This is a genomic window from Rhodothermales bacterium (assembly GCA_039944855.1).
Classification (GTDB): Bacteria; Bacteroidota; Rhodothermia; order Rhodothermales; family JANQRZ01; genus JBBSMX01.
Genome location: JBDUXZ010000017.1, coordinates 64,576 through 82,208, shown reverse-complemented (window position 1 = coordinate 82,208; position 17,633 = coordinate 64,576). Strand labels below are relative to the sequence as shown.

17 protein-coding genes are annotated in these 17,633 nt (G+C 68.3%); 14 read left to right on the top strand and 3 right to left on the bottom strand.

Annotated features, from left to right (window positions below; genetic code table 11):
* The first annotated feature begins 49 nt into the window (after positions 1 to 49).
* The 7 genes from ABJF88_08620 to ABJF88_08590 all read left to right on the top strand — a co-directional run bounded on the left by ABJF88_08620 (position 50) and on the right by ABJF88_08590 (position 8,335).
* Positions 50 to 751: a hypothetical protein gene (locus ABJF88_08620; GenBank protein ID MEP0546982.1), complete on the top strand. Its 702-nt coding sequence runs from the start codon at positions 50 to 52 to the stop codon at positions 749 to 751.
* A 29-nt stretch (positions 752 to 780) separates the two neighbouring features.
* The gene (locus ABJF88_08615; protein ID MEP0546981.1) at positions 781 to 1,188 is read left to right on the top strand and encodes a hypothetical protein; all 408 of its coding nucleotides are present in this window, start codon (positions 781 to 783) and stop codon (positions 1,186 to 1,188) included.
* A 174-nt stretch (positions 1,189 to 1,362) separates the two neighbouring features.
* Positions 1,363 to 2,223 (top strand): P-type conjugative transfer protein TrbL, encoded by an 861-nt coding sequence (trbL, locus tag ABJF88_08610; GenBank protein MEP0546980.1) that lies wholly within the window; start codon positions 1,363 to 1,365, stop codon positions 2,221 to 2,223.
* A gap of 45 nt (positions 2,224 to 2,268) precedes the next feature.
* Positions 2,269 to 3,171, top strand: coding sequence for a type IV secretion system protein (locus ABJF88_08605; protein ID MEP0546979.1), 903 nt, complete (start codon positions 2,269 to 2,271; stop codon positions 3,169 to 3,171).
* A 44-nt stretch (positions 3,172 to 3,215) separates the two neighbouring features.
* Positions 3,216 to 4,358 carry a TrbG/VirB9 family P-type conjugative transfer protein gene (locus tag ABJF88_08600; GenBank protein ID MEP0546978.1) on the top strand — a complete coding sequence of 381 codons (1,143 nt, stop codon included), beginning with the start codon at positions 3,216 to 3,218 and terminating at the stop codon, positions 4,356 to 4,358.
* Positions 4,359 to 4,406: 48 nt separating this feature from the next.
* Positions 4,407 to 6,059 (top strand): TrbI/VirB10 family protein, encoded by a 1,653-nt coding sequence (locus tag ABJF88_08595; protein ID MEP0546977.1) that lies wholly within the window; start codon positions 4,407 to 4,409, stop codon positions 6,057 to 6,059.
* 269 nt (positions 6,060 to 6,328) lie between these two features.
* Positions 6,329 to 8,335, top strand: a complete 2,007-nt coding sequence (locus tag ABJF88_08590) for a type IV secretory system conjugative DNA transfer family protein (GenBank protein ID MEP0546976.1) — start codon at positions 6,329 to 6,331, stop codon at positions 8,333 to 8,335.
* Positions 8,336 to 8,361: 26 nt separating this feature from the next.
* Here the strand turns inward: ABJF88_08590 and ABJF88_08585 are convergent, their stop codons facing one another.
* The 3 genes from ABJF88_08585 to ABJF88_08575 all read right to left on the bottom strand — a co-directional run bounded on the left by ABJF88_08585 (position 8,362) and on the right by ABJF88_08575 (position 9,978).
* Positions 8,362 to 9,312, bottom strand: a complete 951-nt coding sequence (locus tag ABJF88_08585; GenBank protein MEP0546975.1) for a HipA domain-containing protein — start codon at positions 9,310 to 9,312, stop codon at positions 8,362 to 8,364.
* Positions 9,312 to 9,632, bottom strand: coding sequence for a HipA N-terminal domain-containing protein (locus ABJF88_08580; GenBank protein MEP0546974.1), 321 nt, complete (start codon positions 9,630 to 9,632; stop codon positions 9,312 to 9,314). Before ABJF88_08580 ends, ABJF88_08585 begins: the two co-directional genes overlap by 1 nt.
* Before the next feature lie 64 nt (positions 9,633 to 9,696).
* Positions 9,697 to 9,978: a helix-turn-helix transcriptional regulator gene (locus ABJF88_08575; protein MEP0546973.1), complete on the bottom strand. Its 282-nt coding sequence runs from the start codon at positions 9,976 to 9,978 to the stop codon at positions 9,697 to 9,699.
* Between the two features lie 757 nt (positions 9,979 to 10,735).
* On the opposite strand from ABJF88_08575, the gene ABJF88_08570 reads away from it, so the two are divergent.
* From ABJF88_08570 to ABJF88_08540, 7 genes are all read left to right on the top strand, one after another.
* Positions 10,736 to 12,112, top strand: a complete 1,377-nt coding sequence (locus ABJF88_08570) for a replication initiation protein (protein MEP0546972.1) — start codon at positions 10,736 to 10,738, stop codon at positions 12,110 to 12,112.
* A 290-nt stretch (positions 12,113 to 12,402) separates the two neighbouring features.
* Positions 12,403 to 13,077 carry a response regulator transcription factor gene (locus ABJF88_08565; GenBank protein ID MEP0546971.1) on the top strand — a complete coding sequence of 225 codons (675 nt, stop codon included), beginning with the start codon at positions 12,403 to 12,405 and terminating at the stop codon, positions 13,075 to 13,077.
* A complete protein-coding gene (locus ABJF88_08560; protein MEP0546970.1) occupies positions 13,058 to 14,554 on the top strand; it encodes a HAMP domain-containing sensor histidine kinase in 1,497 nt (498 codons plus the stop codon). The genes ABJF88_08565 and ABJF88_08560 overlap by 20 nt, the downstream gene beginning before the upstream one ends.
* 118 nt (positions 14,555 to 14,672) lie before the next feature.
* Positions 14,673 to 15,077 (top strand): PepSY domain-containing protein, encoded by a 405-nt coding sequence (locus ABJF88_08555; GenBank protein ID MEP0546969.1) that lies wholly within the window; start codon positions 14,673 to 14,675, stop codon positions 15,075 to 15,077.
* Positions 15,078 to 15,194: 117 nt separating this feature from the next.
* Entirely contained in the window at positions 15,195 to 16,085 is an 891-nt protein-coding gene (locus tag ABJF88_08550) for an SdiA-regulated domain-containing protein (protein MEP0546968.1), read from the top strand.
* A gap of 20 nt (positions 16,086 to 16,105) precedes the next feature.
* Positions 16,106 to 16,546, top strand: coding sequence for an NUDIX hydrolase (locus ABJF88_08545; protein ID MEP0546967.1), 441 nt, complete (start codon positions 16,106 to 16,108; stop codon positions 16,544 to 16,546).
* Entirely contained in the window at positions 16,543 to 17,592 is a 1,050-nt protein-coding gene (locus ABJF88_08540; protein ID MEP0546966.1) for a hypothetical protein, read from the top strand. Before ABJF88_08545 ends, ABJF88_08540 begins: the two co-directional genes overlap by 4 nt.
* Positions 17,593 to 17,633: the final 41 nt, after the last annotated feature.

The window sequence follows — 17,633 nt, the reverse complement described above, 5'->3', positions numbered from 1 at the left end:
ACGCCCTGAGCGCGCGCAGGACGCGCGCAAACCCCTCGGTCGCTTCCTGATGCCCCTGGCAACCCTCGCGCTCCTGAGTGGCCTCACAGCGCCTGAGGCGAACGCGCAGTGGACGGTCGTTGACCCGGCCCACATCGCCAAGACCGTCTGGAACGGGCGACGGATCGTCGAGCAGGTGCGGAACCAGGCCAACCAAATCCGCAACGAGGTCGAGATGCTGCGCCGGTTGCCGGAGCCGCCGTGGCGCGAGATCCGCGCCCGCGTAGACGAACTCGAAGAGGTCATGCGCGCCGGCGAGGCCCTCGCCTTCTCGATGGACGGGCTCCTCGACGAGTTCGGTGTCACGTTTCCCGGCTTCCGCAACTACGCCGACTGGTCGGCCGAGCGGCGGGCGCAGTTCGACCGCTCGCTCCAGACACTCGCCAACTCGCTGATGGGCCTCCAGCAGCAGGGGCGGCAGATCGCCCTCTCGCAGGCCGAACTCGACCGGATCAAAGCGATGCGCGCCTCGGGGCAGACGAGCGCCACCGAACTCGGCAACACGATCGACGCGTTCGCGGCCGAGGAGCTCGTGCTGCTCCGCCAGCTCATCGCGGTCCAGGCGAACGCACAGGCCGTCGCCGCCGCGCAGCGGATCAACGACGAGGCGCAGCGCGCGGCGGCGCTTGAAGAGCGCGTCCGCGGGATGGCCGACTACGAACACCCGACGGGTCGAGGCTTCACCGGCGTCCTCGACGACGACGGCAATTGAACCCGACGCAACTCATAGAAGAGAAAACGATGATCTACATCCCGCAAACGATCACCTTTGCCTGCCTGGCCCTTTTGATGGCTGTTTTCGGCGCGCTCGTCACGGGGTGCGCGCCCTCGGCCGAGGACGTGGCCGAGGGGGACGACCCGCTCGCCGCACTCGCCGTTGGCGTGGCCTCAGAGCGCTACGACGGCCGCTACTGGCTTCTCAAGCGCGACGAGGACCGCTCGCTCTTCGACGAGGCGGTGACCTACTGCCGAGGGGAGCAGGACGCCGAGCATCTGTCGGAGCGTCCGAACTGCGGTCCCGTCATCGCGGCGGCTCGGTTCGCCGAGTCGCGAGAGCGACCGAGACCGCAGGGGAGGGGGTTTACCGGCATCCTGAGCGAGGACGCGGCAGGGGGCGGGATCCCGGCAGATACGGCAGAATCGCGGTAGCACCGCAGGATTTCGGCAAGGTAGCAGGATCACAACAGACCGCAGCATCACGGCAATACAGCAGGATTCCGACGAAAGGTGACCGTTTACGGGACGACATCGCATCCACGGCCTCGCCAGAGGCCACAGAGAGGCTCTTCGCGCCTCGCGCACGTCGCGCGGTGGGGACTCGCCGTGCTGGGCGGCCTCGTGGTCGCCCTCGTGCTGGCCGAGACTGCAGCGGCTCAGGAGGTCGCCGGCGATCTCACGAACGAGTTCCGCCTCGCGGCAGGGGACTGGGTGGGGCGGCTGCGCCCGCTCGCCCAGCGGACGTTCGCCCTCCTGGCCGGGATCGAGTTTGCCGTGAGTGCAGCCGTCTGGGGGCTGAGGCGCGAGACGTTCGACGGCGCGCTCGGGCAGTTCTTCCTGAAGTGCGCCCTCATCTCGTTCCTGTTCATGCTGCTGACGTTCTTCGACACGTGGATCCCCGCGATCGTGACCTCCTTCGTCACGGCAGGGCAGACGGCGGCGGGCGTGTCCGAGCTGAACCCGACCGAAGTCCTTGAGCTCGGCCTCGACCTTTACGGGGCGATGATGGAGCAGGTGATGGGGCTTGGGATGCTCCTGGAGCCTGCCGCCACGTTCGCTGCCGTGTGGGGCGGGATCACGATCCTCATCGCGTTCGGCGTGATCGCAGCCCAGCTCGTCATCCTCCTCATCGAGAGTTACATCGCCGTCACGGCCGGGGTGTTCTTCCTCGGCTTCGCCGCCTTCCGGGGGACGGCCTCGTTCACCGACCGCTACCTCGTGTGGGCCGTCGGCGTGGGCGTCCGGCTCTTCCTGATCTACCTCATCATCGGGATCGGGATGGGCGTGGCCGAGACGTGGGCGGCTTACCTCGGGGACCTCGGCGCGCTCGACTACTTCGCCGCCTTCCGCGTCGTGATGGGCGCGCTCGTCTTCGCCCTCGTCGCCGTCGTCATCCCGAACCGGACGGCCCGCTACCTCCTCGATGGGGCCTCGTTCGGCCTCGCCGAAGCCGTCAAGATGCGGTAGCCCCCGGAAACGATCACCTGAAAGCTTTAAGCGCCTAAACGCCCCATGGACCTCAGCGCCCTCTTCTACCGACTCCGCCACGGCCACCGTCCGCCCGAGCAGGACGCTGTCGTGCTCGCGCCTGGGACGCTCCGTACAGGAGCGTCAGCCACCTCGGGTGACGGAGCCACGCAAGACGTCGCTGTCCCCTCCGTCGTAGCGGGGGAGGAGCCTCCGATCCCGCCGCCACCGGGCCTGCCGACGGGCACGAAGGTCCGCTCGGTGCCGAACTACCTTCTCGGCCGCCGCGAGTTCGCGGACCAGTTCACGAACCTCGCGAAGGGGAAGCGGAACTGGCAGCTTGTGGCGTTTGCCGCGCTCGCCCTCCTCGGCGTCGTGACCGTGGCCTACATCGGGCTCGCCACGAGCGTGCGCGTGCAGCCGTTCGTGGTCGAGGTGGACGAGCTCGGCCAGGTGCGCGGGTTCCGCGAGGTCGAGAACGTCTACAGCGCCCGCGAGGCCGTCACGGACGCCACGCTCCGGCACTTCGTCCGCAACCTCCGCACGGTCTACTCCGACCCCGCCGCACAGCGCGACCTCATCGTCTCGGCCTACGCCTTCGCCGACGCGAGCGTGCAGGAGTGGCTCAACGGCTACTTCTCCGACCCCGAGCACGACCCGCGCCTCGTGATGCGGCGGCTCGCGCGCCGCGTCGAGGTCAAGAGCGTGCTCCGCGTCCCAGGATCGGAACGATCCCCAGAGGAAGCCGGGCTGGGCGAGATGGAGAGCTGGAAGGTGACGTGGGTCGAGGTCGAGACGCCGACGGGCACCGACACGCAGCGGCGCGCCGCGTGGGAGGGCTACTTCACCGTCGAGCAGGTGCCCGAGGCCGTGCGCCCCGAGAACCCGCTCGGCCTCTACGTCACCGCCGTCAACTGGTCCCGCGTCTCGGCGGGCACACCTCGCTGATTCCGATTCCCAACCTTGTTTCTGAACCCCAACCTCAAATCATCATGACCGACGCCCGTAAGCGTTTCATTCGTGTCGCCCTCTTGGCGGCGCTCACGTTCGTCGCCGCGCCCTTCGCAGCGGCCCAATCTTCCACCACACCGCAGGCCTCCGGCCTCTTCGTTTCGACCGCCCCCGGTGGCGGCTCGGCAGCAGGGGAGGGGAGGACCTCGGCCGATGACGACGGCGAGACCCGCCGCCTCGCCGAGATGGTACCGGGCGGAGCCCCACGCTACCGCGAGGAGAGCCCGCGCGGGGCTGTCGTCGTCCGCGGTGGCGAGACGCCCAACCCCATCGTCAACGCCGTCGAGGAGTACCGGCGGACGGGCGAGGCCCGGACGATCCAGCAGAGTGCTTACGTCGCCTACCCCTACGGCCACTCCCAGCCCACGCTGACGTGCGCGCCGCTCCGGGCGTGCGTGATCGAGCTTGAGCCGGGCGAAGCCGTCCTCGGCCTCGTCTCGGGCGACACCGAGCGGTGGATTATCGGGCAGACCCTCGCCGGTCCCGGCGGCAGGACGCCTCTCGTCGTCGTCAAGCCGACGGACCACGACCTCACGACGAACCTTCTCGTCACGACCGACCGGCGGATCTACGAGCTCACGCTCGACGCACCGCCGGCACCGCGCCGTGGCCGGCGCAGCTCGTCCGAGGAGAACCCACAGGGTCTCTACACCCGTCGCATCCGGTTCTACTACCCCGACGACATGATCCGCACGTTCGACGCGCAGGTGGCCGCCGAGCAGGCTGAGGCCGAGGCGCGCGAGCAGGCCGCAGCCAACATGATTCCGATGGGGCCGGACTTCCGCCTGGAGAACCTCAACTTCAACTACGACTGGCAGGGCTCCGACCGCTTCCCGTTCGAGCCCGAGCAGGTCTTCGACGACGGGGCGCACACCTACGTCAAGGTCCCAGCCTCGGCCGCGAACGAGGCGGCCCCGGTCCTCTTCGTCGTCGAGGGCGGCGAGCGGACGCTCGTCAACTACGCCGTCCGCGAGGCGGGCGACGGCGCGCTCTTCTTCATCACCGACCGGGTGATCGGACGGGGCATCCTGGTCCTCGGACAGCGCCGGAAGAACTGGCTCGGGCAGTCGCGCCACGGCGAGGAGACCCTCACGATCGTCAACATGGACCGCACGCGGTCCTAGCCGAGACCGGTCCTGAGATCGAAACGGATCCCCCAACTGCGAAGGAGCATGAACCACGACGTTCACCCATCCACCGACGAGCCCAACGAGGGCACGGAAGAGCTGGCCCCGGCGGTGGCCGCCCTTGCCGGGCCACGCCCAGATGAACCCACCCTGAACGGGAAAGGTGATCGTTTACGGGATGACCACTCACCTGAGCGCCCACGCCGGCCCGATGACCTGAGCTTTCCCGATCCGCCGTCGGCCACACGGCTCAACCGGCTCGCGGTGACGATGGCGGCGGCTGTGGTGAGCGTGATGCTCCTCGTGATCGCTTTCGCCGTAGGGGGATCGGGCGACGAAGACGCCCAGGCCCGCGAGCGCGACGCCACGTCGAGCCGCGTCCGCCAGGGTGGGCGGCAGGGGACATTCTACGACCGCCCTCTCCGCGGCGACACGCTCTACTCGGCCGTGGACCCGGTCACAGGTCTCTCGGAGGAGGAGATGGCGATGGCCGAACTCGCCACAGCCGGATTCGACGTATCGGAGTCGGGAACGCTTGTGCAAGAGGACGGCGCGCTCATCCCACCACCCTACGGTCGGCCTCCCCACGGTAGCCCGGCGGGTCCGTCCCCCTACGGAACGTCGGGGGCGTACCAGTCGGGCGGCTACGGAGACAGCGGCGCGCCGGGCTCGCAACGTCCGCCGCAGCCTTCGCCGCGCGTGCAGGCGCTCGACCGGGCCAAGCGTTCGGCGCTCGCTCCACAGGGGGTGGGTGGCATCTCCGGCGGGGCCGGTCCCGCGCCGCCGGCAGCGGTAGGGCCGACAGCGGGAGGGGTCGTCGGCGCTTCCGACGCCTACGACCTCGCGTACCTACAAGCACTCCAGGGGATGACGGCGAACGCACAGCCACCGCCCGGTGCTGTGAATGGGATGGGGTCGGCGGGCATGTCGCTGGCAGCGAGCGGCCTCGTCGTTTCGCCGGGCGCTGCCGGAGGCGGGATGCATCCGGCCGACCGCGCTCGGCAGTTCGTGCAAGGGGCCGTCGCTTCTCGGGAGACGGGGCGCGTAGACGGACGCTATCTCGCCACGAGTGTCCAGCGGCCCGTCAGCCCGTACGAGATCCGCGAGGGTACGCTCGTCGAGGCGTACCTCGTCACCGGCGTCCACTCCGACCTTCCCGGCGACGTCGTGGCCCAGGTGGCGCGGAACGTCTTCGACTCCGAGACGCAGCAGGTGGTCCTCATCCCACGTGGGACCCGGCTCGTGGGGACCTACGACAACGCCGTCGCGCTCGACCAGAGCCGGTTGCTCGTGGCTTGGACACGAATGGTCTTTCCCGACGGGCGGAGCGTGGCGCTCCCCGGCCTCGGCTCGACGGGCAACGACGGGATGGGCGGCGTCCCCGGCCGTGTCAACCGACACTTCTTCCGGGCCTTCGGCAACGCGGCGATGCTCGCGCTCGTCGGCGGGAGCCTCTCCTACGCCACGTCGCAGTCGCAGGGGCCGGGTGGCACGTTCGGCTACCCCTCGCCGGGCGAGGTCATGGCCGGGAGCGTGGCGACGGAGCTCTCGCGCGTTGCCACCGAGATGCTGCGCGGCAACGTCAACCGGCGGCCGACGATCACGATTCCGGCGGGCACCCGGTTCTCCGTCTTCGTCTCGGGTGATCTCGCGCTGGAGCCTTATGCAGCGGCCGATGGGTTCCTGAGTGGTCGGTAGCGGGGGAGGGGACAGTGAACGAATCGTCCACGACCGAAACGGTCTACGTCCCTGGCCCGTCGCCCAGGCCGAGCCATCCGTCTAGCGCCTACGGACTCCTTTTCGCCCTCGCCGGGTGTGCGATCGTCGCACTCGGTGCGGCGGCTCAGTACGTGGCGTGGACGTTCGGATTCCACCCGAACCTCGGGCCGCCCACGCTCGTGCTCCCGCCAGGCTCAGGTGAGGGTTTACGGGATGGAGCGACGGTCTTGGCCGTGTGCGCAGTGGCGATGGCCGTGCTAAGCCTCTCGTTCCGGCGTCTCCGGTGGACGTGGCGGCTTGTGCCGCTCGTGCTCTTCCTCTGCGCGCTGGCCGGAGGTCTCGGGCTGTCAGAGACCGCTAGCGGAGAGGAGGGTGTCGGCGTCTACTCACCATTCCGGTTCATCGGGTGGGGGCTTGCCTACGGCGGGTTCGGCGAGACCTCGCCCTACTTCGTCACGTTCACGCGCGGGCTTCTCGTCTTCGGAGGCACGCTCGGTGCGGCAGCCGTGGCGCTCTTGGCGGTGCGGCGTCCGTCAGGGCCACTGGAGAACACCGGGAGCCAGGGAACGGCCGGGTGGTCGGAAGGCGAAGAGCTTGATGCAGACGGAGAGGGTAGAGGCGTGCTGATCGGCCGTCGACTTGGCCAACGTAAGAAGTCATGGAAGCGGAAGGCGTCTAAGCGCTCAGGCGCTTCGGGCAACGCCCTTCGTGCTGACGCGCTCCGCTACGCCGGCGAGGGGCACCTGATCACCGTCGCCCCGACACGGAGCGGGAAGGGGACCGGGGCCGTCATCCCGAATCTCCTCACCTATCCCGGCTCCGTCGTCGTGACCGACCCGAAGGGGGAGAACTACGCCGTCACGGCCCGTCGCCGCGCCCGGATGGGCCAGGCTGTCCGCGCGCTCGACCCGTTCGACCAACTCGGCGCGCTCTCGCGCCAGATGGAAGCAGCCGGGCGGGAGCCGCTCGAGGTCGTGCGGGCGACGTACAACCCGATGGACCTCATCGATCCCTACGGCGAGGACTGGCTGGAGTCGGCAGCCCTCCTGGCGGAGATGCTCGTGCTGCCGAGTGGGGGGAAAGGCGAGGAGGCGTTCTGGAACGAAGAGGCGAAGGGGCTCCTCTCGGGGCTGATCCTCTACGTCGCTGCGGCCGAGCTCGACGAGGATCTCCGCCCGACCGAGCGACGGACACTCGCCCGCGTGCGCGAGTTGCTCACGCTGCCCCAGCGGGAGTTCAAGGTGCTCTTGGACGAGATGCTCCGTTCGGAGCTCTGCGGTGGCCTCGTCCGGCGCGCGGCGGCCCGGCACACGCAGAAGGAAGACCGCGAGCGCTCGGGCGTCGTCTCGACGGCGCAGAGCCACACGCACTTCCTCGACTCGCCCCGGATGGCAAGCGCTATGGCCTCCTCCAGCCTCGACCTCCGGCGGCTCCGAAGCGAGGGCGTCAGCGTCTACCTCGTCCTCCCGGCCCACCACCTCGACACCTACGCTCGCTGGCTACGCCTCGTCGTGGCCTGCTCCCTCCACGAACTCGCGCGGTCGCCGGGGAAGCCGACCGTGGACGGACGGCCGCACCGGGTGCTCTTCCTCCTCGACGAGTTCGCGCACCTCGGCCGGATGAACCCGGTGCTCCGGGCGTTCGGGCTCATGGCGGGGTTCGGCGTCCAGGTGTGGGCGTTCCTCCAGGATCTCTCGCAGCTCAAGGGCACCTACCCCGACCGGTGGGGCACGTTTCTCGCGAATGCCGATGTGCTCCAGGCCTTCGGGACGAACGACCACGAGACGGCGCGCTACCTCTCTGAGCTTACGGGCGAGGCCACGGTGTGGGCACCGACGTCGGGAGAGAGCCTGTCGCGGAGCCGAGGCAAGCATGCCTCGCGGAGCCAGGGCGCGAGCCAGTCCTTCGCCGAGCGCGGCCGACGGCTTCTCACGCCCGACGAAGTGCGCCGACTGCCCCGCGAGGAGCAGCTTCTCTTCGTCAAAGGAACGCGGCCGATCCGGGCGCGGAAGGCCCACTACCTCACAGACCCAGAATTTGCTTGCCGCCGCGGCCGACCGCTCTTCGACGAGAACCCGATGCACGTCGCCGGCGAGGTGCGGGAGAACGTGCGGCCGGTAGTGAAACGGAGGGTTGAGAACGGAGTGGTCGGTTGCTCAGTTGAACCCGCCGAGGTGCCTTGGGAGAACGCGGAGTGGGTGTTCGAGGAGGAGGATCTCCCGGACTTCCTGCGAGACCCGCCACGAACACCCTGATCGACCCCTTAGCTGGTTGAGGGACCTCAGAGCTCGAGTGCATGCCGCCGCTGAGCGAGGACCGCAGCGTAGCGCTCCCGGAGCTCTGCGGAGAGGAAGGACCGAGCGAGGAGGTCGTCCCACGCGGGCTGAGCCCGTTCGACTTCCCCGAGCACATCCGCGACGACACGGTCGGTGAGCCCGAGCCGCTCGCGGCCGTAGTAATCGACGACGTGCTCGCGCCTCAAGTTGGAACGCTTGCCCGCGATGGGAAGCGCCAGCTCGGCAGGGTCGCGGAGCACGGTTCCGGACGAGACGAGGTCGTAGGCCGGGGAGAGCCTCCGCAGCCCATCGCGGTCGGTGAGCACCGAGAGGTTCTTGAGGTGGAGGTCCTCGTTCCCGGTGAGGAAGGCGACCAGCACGCGGCGGAAGAGCTCGACCTTCTCGACAGCGGGGAACGTGCAGAACCGCTCGACGACGCCGGCGACGCGCTCCATCGACGAGTCGTACTTCGTCTCGCGGTCGAGGCCAAGGAGTTGGGCGAAGTCCTCGACCGCGAGTTTGCTCTGCTGTCCCACACGGTCGAAGCGCTGGACGGCGTAGACGAGCTCACCGTCCCGGGCATAGACGAGGGCGTGGGTGGGCGTCTGGATACCGGCTGCGCTAGCCAGACGCATGGTGAGATCCTCGTTGGCGGGGATCTCGGGGTAGGCCGGGTTGTCGGGTTTGAGGATCCACCGCCCGCCGACGGTCACGATCTCAAACCGGCCTTGGGAGGCTCGGAGCACGGCGCTGACCTTCGGCTGGACGCCTCCGATCGACATCCGGTCGGCGCGGGCGGCGGCCTCGCGGACCAACTCGGCCGAGGTGAGCAGGAGCGGGTCCAGGTGGTCGAGGTACCGGGAAAGCTGGTGGAGACCGGCGACCGAATACAGAGTCTCCCCACTGTCCAGCGACTCATACGTGATGGGGCAGCGCTTCGGTGGCATTGCGTTCATCACGATGACGTCTGAACGCGTGCCGCGTCCTCAGGATCGATAGGCTCCACAGTCACCGCCCCGACGGTGTCGGCCCCGACGGCGAGGAGCTGGCCAAACAGGTCGCCCCGGTCGAGCTTGGCTTGGCGGAGGAGGGCTTCGAGCTGCCAGCCCTCGGGGAGGAGCCCGTCGAAGAAGGGGGGGAAACCCTCGAACGTGTAGGGCTCGGGGCGAACCGGCATCGTGAGTGAGACGGGTGGCCCGGCGTAGCCTGACTCGTAGACGAAGACGTACCGCTCGGCCGGGTGATCCTCCAGACGACCGGCCTCGACGCCGTGCATGCGGACGACGGCGGTTCGTCGTGGGTCCGCCGTAGGAGGTGTACCTGGGCGAGGAGTACCTGTGCTAGGGTTGGGGGTGGACATCGGTACCTCCGCCAGCGGCGTGGTCTCGTGGATGCCCGCGTGCGCTCGTGAACTCGTCCATGAGCGGGCCGTCGAGGCGGAGGGAGAGATTGAGCGTGTCGAGGAGGGGCAAGAGGGTCTGGAGCTTGACCGTCTCCTTGCCGTGCTCGACGTCGTAGATGGCGGTCTCGCTGATGCCGGAGAGGGCCGAGAGCTGGCGGCGGGAGAGACGGGCTCTTTCCCGGTGGTACCGGAGGGCGTCACCTAGTTCGTCGGGTTGCACGGCAAGTTTGCCGCCATAGCGGCAATTGGGAAACATTAACAGAGAGTGTCCAGAGCTAAGATATGCTATTTGCTTTTAGGGCGGCAAAGTATATACGTTTCGTAATTCTGCGCTGCGTCGTTTTACGCAGTGACGTGAGGGCAAGCGGGGGTGGGCGCGTGACGGGAACAGGCCTCGCAAGCTGGCAGCAGTGCTGGGTCATGAGTGGAAGCGTCAAACTCCAATCCCGTATCCCATCACCTTACGACGACGACGAGCAGATGAAAGGTGACCGTTTACGGGACTCGTTGTCGTTTAGAAAGGTTTAATAAGGTTTAAAAACGTTTACGTCGTCGTAGGCTCTTGCCTAGCAAAGACTTAAGATAGGGTAAGGTGACCGTTTACGGGATGAAAGGTGATACTCTACGGGACGTAAGGTGACCGTTTACGGGATGAAAGGTGATACTCTACGGGACGGAGATTTCTCCCGTAGGCTATCACCTTTGCCGGGTTATCCACAGCCTCCGAGACGAAAGGTGATAGCCTACGGGATAGCGAAAGGTGATACTCTACGGGATCATGGAGTCAGGCGAGATAGGTGATACTTCGTCGTTGCTGCTGGGTCACCTCTCGCCGTATCCTTACGACGGGTGCAGCAGGTGCTCTCAGTAGCAGGTGCGCCCACCCGAGCGGAGGGCTGCCGTCGTTGCCCTACTGCTCGACTTCTCCCATTCCCCCTTGAGGGAATCACGTCATGGAATCTCCGCTACCGGAACGGATGTCACACGGTGAACTGAAGAAGCACGTCGGCGCAGTCCACGTGAAAGGGCCGCTGACGCTCTTGCAGCGCAAGATTTCGAACGTCCTCCTGCTCAACGCCTACGACGAACTCCCGGACTCGGAGATCTTCGAGCACCAGATCCGGCTGGGGACCCTCGCGCAGGCTTCGGGCTTCGACTCGAACGACGTGCAGACGCTCCGCGAGTCGCTAGAAGCGCTCGTCGATGTTAAGATCAAGTGGAACATCCTCGACGCCGACGGGGCAGAGGAATGGGGGGTGAGCACGTTCCTCGCCCAGGCCGTGACGAAGAAGGGGGTGTGCCGGTACGCCTACGCCCCCGACCTCCGGCGCAAGCTCTACAACCCCGAGATCTACGCCCGGATCAACCTCTCGGTGCAGGAGCGGTTCGGGAGCGGGTACGCCCTGGCGCTCTACGAGAACTGCGTCCGCTTCCGGAAAGTCGGCACGACGGGGTGGATCAAACTGGAGCGCTGGCGCGACCTCCTCGGCGTCGAGGAGGGGCAGTACGAGCAGTTCAAGTACCTCAACCGCGACGTGCTCAAGCCGGCCGTCCGTGAGGTCAACCGCTTCAGCGACATCCAGGTCAAGCAGGAGACGAAGCGCGAGAAGCGACGGATTGTCGCGCTCAAGTTCACCGTGGGGGAGAACCCCCAACTCCGGCTCGATCTGGAGGGGCGGGGGCACGGGAACGCAGCCGAGGCACTGGAGGGGAAGACGTTCCCCGACCCGCGCGAGGTAGCCCCAGGACCGGACCGGCTTCTCGGCCCGCTCCAGCGGCGGCTGATGGCGTTCGGTCTCACCGAGGCCCAAGCCTTCGACGTCTCGACGGAGTTCGACGCCGCGCGGATCGCGGGCAACCTCGACTACGTGGAGGCCGAACTCGAACGGGGGCGGGCGGTCAAGAACGTTCCGGCGTTCACGCTCGCCGCCATCCGCGAGGACTTCCGCCCACGCGAGGTCGAGGTCGCGGAGGTCGTAGCGAAGCGGAAGCGAGCGAAGCAGACGGCTGAGGAGAAACGGAAGGCCGAGGCCGACCGCAAAGCGGCTGAGGTGCAGGAGCGGCGGCTCAGATCCGAAGAGGAGACCCGGCGTCGAGAGTCTGAGCGGAGCGAGCGTCTAGGCGCGGAGTGGGAGGCGCTCCCTTGTGAGGAGCAAGAAGTCATCCGCAAGCGGGCGCTCGTGCGCTTGCGCGAAGAGCTCCCGTTCGTCTATCGGATGTATGAGCAGGAGAGATCAGCGGGGAAGGAGGAGGGGGCGATGTCGATCGTCGTCGAGAGCACGCTGAAGGGCTACCGCTACGACGCGCTGGAGGAGCGCGGTGCCGCTGTGGTCGAGGCCGATCCAGGGAGTTGAGGCACCTCGTGCGCGGTGCTTAGCATGAGTCTGCTCAGAGGCTGGCTTTCTGCAGCGAGATCTTCCGTTATTGCAAGTTGCAAGATGCTTCTCGGGCCGACGCGCGCGGTGATGGGTTGGAGAAGAGGGAGAGGGAAAGCGGGGCTGGGTTGGGCAGGACGGTGGGGTGTAGGACAGAGAAGGTTTCTTCATGCAATAACAGCCTTCCACGTTCTTTATCGGACCTGTCCCCCGCTGCGCCTCGTATCCCCGTCGACCGCGAACACCACTGATCTAGCCCGCTTCGTACCATGCGCATCCTCGTCGTCGAGGACGACCGACACATCGCCGAGTTCGTGCAGGAGGGCCTGCGCGAAGCGGGCTACGCCGTCGACCACGCCGCCGACGGGAAGGAGGCGTTCGCCCTCGCCATGAACGAGCCCTACGACGCCGCCGTCGTCGATCTCATGCTGCCGCAGCGTGACGGGCTCAGCCTCATCGAGGGGCTCCGGGGGCGCGGCGTCGCCACGCCGTTCCTCATCCTCAGCGCGAAACGCACCGTCGACGACCGCGTGCGTGGGCTCCAGGCCGGCGGCGACGACTACCTCACGAAGCCGTTCGCCTTCGCCGAGCTCCTCGCCCGCCTCCAGGCCCTTATCCGCCGGAGCACGGGGGCGACGGAGCCGACGCACCTCACCGCCGGGCCGCTCCACCTCGACCTCCTCACGCGCGAGGTCACGCGCACGGGCGAGCCGATCGACCTCCAGCCGAACGAGTTCGCCCTCCTCGAATACCTCATGCGCAACGCCGAACGCCCCGTCTCGAAGACGGCCATCCGGCAGCACGTCTGGGACTTCGACTTCGACCCGCAGACGAACGTCGAGGAGGTGCTCGTCCACCGGCTCCGCCAGAAAGTGGACCACAGTTTCGAGCCGAAGCTGATCCACACCGTTCGGGGGGTGGGCTATGTCCTCCGCACGTCCTGACGAACAGGCCCGCCCGAACCGGCCACGCTGGATCGACCGGGCACGGCAGGCAGGGCGGCGGAACGCGCTCGGCCTCCGACTCACGCTCGGCTACGCGCTCCTCTTCGCGCTCAGCGCCGCCGTCCTTTTCGGGCTCACCTACGCCCTGCTCGGGAGCATCCTCCGTCAGCAGGACGACGCGCTCGTGGAGACACAGCTCCGCGCAGCCGAGCAGGCCTACGCCCGCGACGGGCTGGCCGGCGTCCGCCGCATCGCTGCATCGCTTCGGGGCGACGACCGCGGCGAGGAGCTCCTCTTCCGCATCGCCGACAGCGAGAACCGCACGCTGCTGCTCGTGCCGCCGGACGAGTGGGAGCCGGCGGACCTCGTAGAGCTGGAGCGGCTCCAGCCCGTGCCCGGCGAGCGCATCCGGCTGTGGAGCGACGAGGAGGAGCAAGAGGTCGAGGTCGTCACGCGCCTGCTCGTTGGGGGCGGCTCGGCTAGCGATCTCCTCGGAGGATTCCTGCAAGTAGGCATCAGTTCCGACGAGCGCGACGACGTGCTGGAGTCGTTCCCCCGCGTGTTCCTCATCATCACGATTCCGCTCCTGCTCTTCGCCCTCCTCGGCGGCGCGTTCATGGCGCACCGCGCGCTCCGGCCCATCCGTCGCCTCGTCACCACGCTCGACGCGATCGTCGCCACGGGCGACGTGCGGGAGCGCGCCCCGGCCCCGGCCGAGCAGGGGGAGTTCGCCGACCTCTTCCGCCTCTTCAACCGGATGCTCGACCGGATCGAGGCGCTCGTCGGCCGCCTGCGGGGCACGCTCGACGACGTGGCCCACGACCTCCGCACGCCGCTGACCCGGGTGCGCTCTGCGGCCGACCTCGCCCTCCAGCGCGAGCGCGGCGGTGGCGCCTACCGCGAGGCGCTCGCGCAGGTGCTGGCCGCGACCGAAACCGCCTCGGCCACGCTCGACGCCATCATGGACGTAGCCGAGGCCGAGTCCGGGGCGATGCGGCTCGACCTCGAACCGGTACCCGTGTCGGAGCTCGTCCACGACGTCGTGGGCTTCTACGACCTCGCGGCCGAGGAGAAGGGCGTGCGTCTGGAAACACGGCTGGACCAGGCGGTGACGGTGACCGTAGACCGGAGCCGAATGCGGCAGGCCCTCGCCAACCTCATCGACAACGCCGTGAAGTACACGCCGCCGGGCGGGCACGTCACCGTCGAGGCCGAGCGCGTCGAGGTCGGGCGAGAGAGCGAGGAGGTCCGCATCGCCGTGCGCGACACCGGCCCCGGCATCCCGGACGAGGACGCAGAACGGATTTGGGAGCGGCACTACCGGGGCGAGGGCGCGCGGCACGAGCGAGGGCTCGGCCTCGGGCTCAGCCTGGTCCGCGCCGTCGTCGAGTCGCACGGGGGACGCGTGGAGGTGCAGAGCCGTCCGGGCGAAGGCTCCGCGTTCGTGGTCTGCCTCCCCGGCGGAAGCGCTGCCTGAACCTTGCGAGACTGTAAGGGAACGGTAAGCCGCTCGTAAGGGGCCGTCCGTTGGATGGGTACACGAGCAGGCGCTCCATCACGAGCGCCCCTCTCCCAAGAACCCATCCGCCAATCCCATGCAGAACGAATCCCAGAAGAAGCCGACCATCGAGACCGTACGGAAGCGCGGCGCGCTCCTCCTCGTGCTCGCGGCCCTCATCCTCATCCCTGCTACCGTCGTCTACGGGCAACAGCTCATAGACGGAGCCGACGACTGCGGCCCCATCACCGGCACAATCGAGGTCGCCGACGACGCGCCGCGCGCAACGATGATGGAGCTCGCCCGCGTCACCGAGGCGCAGGCCCGCGACGCCGCCCTCGCCGCCATCTCCGGCATGAGTGCCGACAACGTCATGGATGTCGACCTCGACGAGGAGGACGGCTACCTCGTCTACGAGGTGGACCTCGAGCGCGACCGCGTCGAGCACGAAGTCACCGTCGACGCCGGCAGCGGCGAGGTGCTCTGCACCGAGCAGGACTAACCGGGACGCCCCCGTCCGATGCGTGACCGGCCCCGGCAGGGATGTCCCCCGCCGGGGCCGCTCATACTCACCGCGCCCGTTCGAGCCATCGAACACGCCCCCCTTGAAGCCAACCCCATGAAAGCGCCCCTCATCGTGTTCGCGCTGATCCTGTCCGTGCCGTTCGGCGCGTGTCAGCCGAGCGACCCCGCAGCATCGCCGCGCACAGCGGCATCGCCTGCCCAGACCATCTCCGACGCCGGGACCTCGCGCCCCGCGCCCTACCGGTTCGACCAGCCCGCCGCCGTCTTCACCCTGCCCCCCGACCTCCGGGAGATCTCCGCCCTCACCGTGCTCGACGGACGCCACCTCGGCGCGGTCGAAGACGAGACGGGCACGCTCTACCTGCTGGACGTGGGGACGGGCGAGATCGCGGCCGTCATGCCCTTCGGGTCGCCGGGCGACTACGAGGGGGTGGAGCTGGCTTCGGGCCGCCTCTTCGTCCTCCGCTCCGACGGCACGCTCTTCGAGGTCGAGGGGTGGGAGGGAGGCGACACCCGGCTCCGCACGCACGCCACCGGCCTCGGGCCGGACTGCGACGCTGAGGGGCTGGGCTACGACGCGGCCCGTGCTCGTCTCCTCATCGCCTGCAAGGAAGACGGTATCGGTGACCAGAAAGCGGTCTACGCCTTCGACCTCACGAGAGACACGTTCACGCCCGAACCGGCCTTCGTGATCGACCCTGACGCCGTGCCCGGCAGGAAGAAACTGAAGCCGTCCGCCGTGGCCGTCCACCCCGTCACGGGTGAGACCGTCGTGCTCTCCTCGAAGCGGAAGGCGCTCGTCGCTCTCACACCCGGCGGCACCGTGGCGGACGTCTGGAGCATCGAGGCCGCCGGGTTCGAGCAGCCCGAGGCGCTCGCGTTCCTCCCGAACGGCGACCTCTTCGTCGCCAGCGAGGGGGACGACGGGCCGCCCGTGCTGGTGCGGTTCTCGTACGAGGGTCTCGCCCACGAGGGAACCCGATGAGCGAGACGAAGAACAGAGCGATGCGTACCCGAGCGGGCGTCGAGCAGGTCGCGGCCATCCCGTACCGATGCCGAGGCGGCAGCGTCGAGGTGCTCCTCGTCACGAGCCGGACGAATGGGCGGTGGATCGTGCCGAAGGGGAACGTCGAGGTCGATGTGGGACCTCGGGGCACCGCCCGCCTCGAAGCCTTCGAAGAGGGCGGCGTAGACGGTGCGGTGGCACCGGCTCCCATCGGCCGGTACCGTCACGACGACGAACCCGACGCCCCGTTCGTGGAGGCGTACCTCCTCCGGGTTCATACGGAGCTGGATGAGTGGCCCGAGGACGGAGAGCGTGCGCGACGGTGGCTCCCCCTGCGCGTAGCTGCCGAGCGCGTGGACGTCGAGGGCCTCCGCCCCCTCCTGCACCGGGTCGCCGCTCACCTCGAAGCCTCCCCCGGCACGACCTCGACTTCGCCATGACGCACTCCAGACGCACGCTCTTCCTCATTCTGATGCTCGTCCTCGCCGTCGGCGCACTCGGACGCGAGAAAGTGATCGCCGTGCCGCAGACGGCTGGGCTGCCGGACCTCGGCGCGCTGCCAGACCTCAGCGGGCTGGCATGGGTCGAGGGCAGAACGTTCCTCGCCGTCCACGACGCGAAGGTGCCGGATGAGGCCGCGCTCTCCCGCGTCAGCCTCATCGAGCTACCGCACGCTGGCGAGCCTCTCCGATGGACGCCTCTCGCCGTGACCTGGCCGGGCGGTGCGCCGAGCCACGACCTCGAAAGCATCGCCCGCGTCCCCGGCACCGACACCTACCTCCTCGCCGAGAGCGGCAACCACGGCTCCGCCTTCGAGCGGATCTTCGTGGCCGACCTCGTGCGTGGCCCCGCAAGCGACACGCTGGAGATCCGCGAGGCCGCCGATTGGCCGGTGCCGGTCTACGACGTCGAGGGTACCGCCGTCACCCGCGTCGGGGGCACCCTCTACTTCCTCTTCGCCGAGCGGGCCGACGGCAAGCCGGGGACGGAGATCGCGTGGGCCAGGCTCACGCTGGACCCGCTCACCCTGGAGGGCATCGAGCGCGTCCCCTTCCAGAGCCCGGACCCGAGTGGACCCGGCGTCCGGCATATCTCTGCTCTCGATGTAGACGAAGAAGGGCACATCTATGCGGCCTCGGCCTACGATCCCGACCACGACGGCGGCCCCTTCCGTAGCGCCGTCTGGCGCGTGGGAGTGATTAAACCGGATGGGGAGGAGCACGCAGCCCTCATTCTGACAGAAACCCCGGAACACCTCGCGACGCTCGACGGGATGAAGGTCGAGAGCCTCACGCTCCAGCCCTCAACCACCGGAGCCGATGCCGGTGGAGGCACAGTCCTCATCGTGGGCACGGACGACGAAGACTACGGTGGCGTGGTCCGCCCGCTGCTCCTCAACGGCGCTACCGCTTCGGACTATCGCAGCCCTATTCCCAGCCTGACTGAACGAACCTCATCGGCGTGGCCGAGTGAGACGGTACGATGACCGACCAGCCAGACACACCCCGACCGCTTTCGGCGCGACAG

What these genes read in the sequence shown, in the direction of transcription:
- ABJF88_08600 (MEP0546978.1), top strand. Translation starts at nt 3,216, where the DNA reads ATGACCGACGCCCGTAAGCGTTTCATTCGTGTCGCCCTCTTGGCGGCG.
- ABJF88_08545 (MEP0546967.1), top strand. Translation starts at nt 16,106, where the DNA reads ATGCGTACCCGAGCGGGCGTCGAGCAGGTCGCGGCCATCCCGTACCGA.
- ABJF88_08585 (MEP0546975.1), bottom strand. Translation starts at nt 9,312, where the DNA reads ATGAACGCAATGCCACCGAAGCGCTGCCCCATCACGTATGAGTCGCTG.
- ABJF88_08565 (MEP0546971.1), top strand. Translation starts at nt 12,403, where the DNA reads ATGCGCATCCTCGTCGTCGAGGACGACCGACACATCGCCGAGTTCGTG.
- ABJF88_08595 (MEP0546977.1), top strand. Translation starts at nt 4,407, where the DNA reads ATGAACCACGACGTTCACCCATCCACCGACGAGCCCAACGAGGGCACG.
- ABJF88_08580 (MEP0546974.1), bottom strand. Translation starts at nt 9,632, where the DNA reads ATGCACGGCGTCGAGGCCGGTCGTCTGGAGGATCACCCGGCCGAGCGG.
- ABJF88_08615 (MEP0546981.1), top strand. Translation starts at nt 781, where the DNA reads ATGATCTACATCCCGCAAACGATCACCTTTGCCTGCCTGGCCCTTTTG.
- ABJF88_08550 (MEP0546968.1), top strand. Translation starts at nt 15,195, where the DNA reads ATGAAAGCGCCCCTCATCGTGTTCGCGCTGATCCTGTCCGTGCCGTTC.
- ABJF88_08620 (MEP0546982.1), top strand. Translation starts at nt 50, where the DNA reads ATGCCCCTGGCAACCCTCGCGCTCCTGAGTGGCCTCACAGCGCCTGAG.
- ABJF88_08570 (MEP0546972.1), top strand. Translation starts at nt 10,736, where the DNA reads ATGTCACACGGTGAACTGAAGAAGCACGTCGGCGCAGTCCACGTGAAA.
- ABJF88_08540 (MEP0546966.1), top strand. Translation starts at nt 16,543, where the DNA reads ATGACGCACTCCAGACGCACGCTCTTCCTCATTCTGATGCTCGTCCTC.
- ABJF88_08590 (MEP0546976.1), top strand. Translation starts at nt 6,329, where the DNA reads ATGGCCGTGCTAAGCCTCTCGTTCCGGCGTCTCCGGTGGACGTGGCGG.
- ABJF88_08605 (MEP0546979.1), top strand. Translation starts at nt 2,269, where the DNA reads ATGGACCTCAGCGCCCTCTTCTACCGACTCCGCCACGGCCACCGTCCG.
- ABJF88_08555 (MEP0546969.1), top strand. Translation starts at nt 14,673, where the DNA reads ATGCAGAACGAATCCCAGAAGAAGCCGACCATCGAGACCGTACGGAAG.
- ABJF88_08560 (MEP0546970.1), top strand. Translation starts at nt 13,058, where the DNA reads ATGTCCTCCGCACGTCCTGACGAACAGGCCCGCCCGAACCGGCCACGC.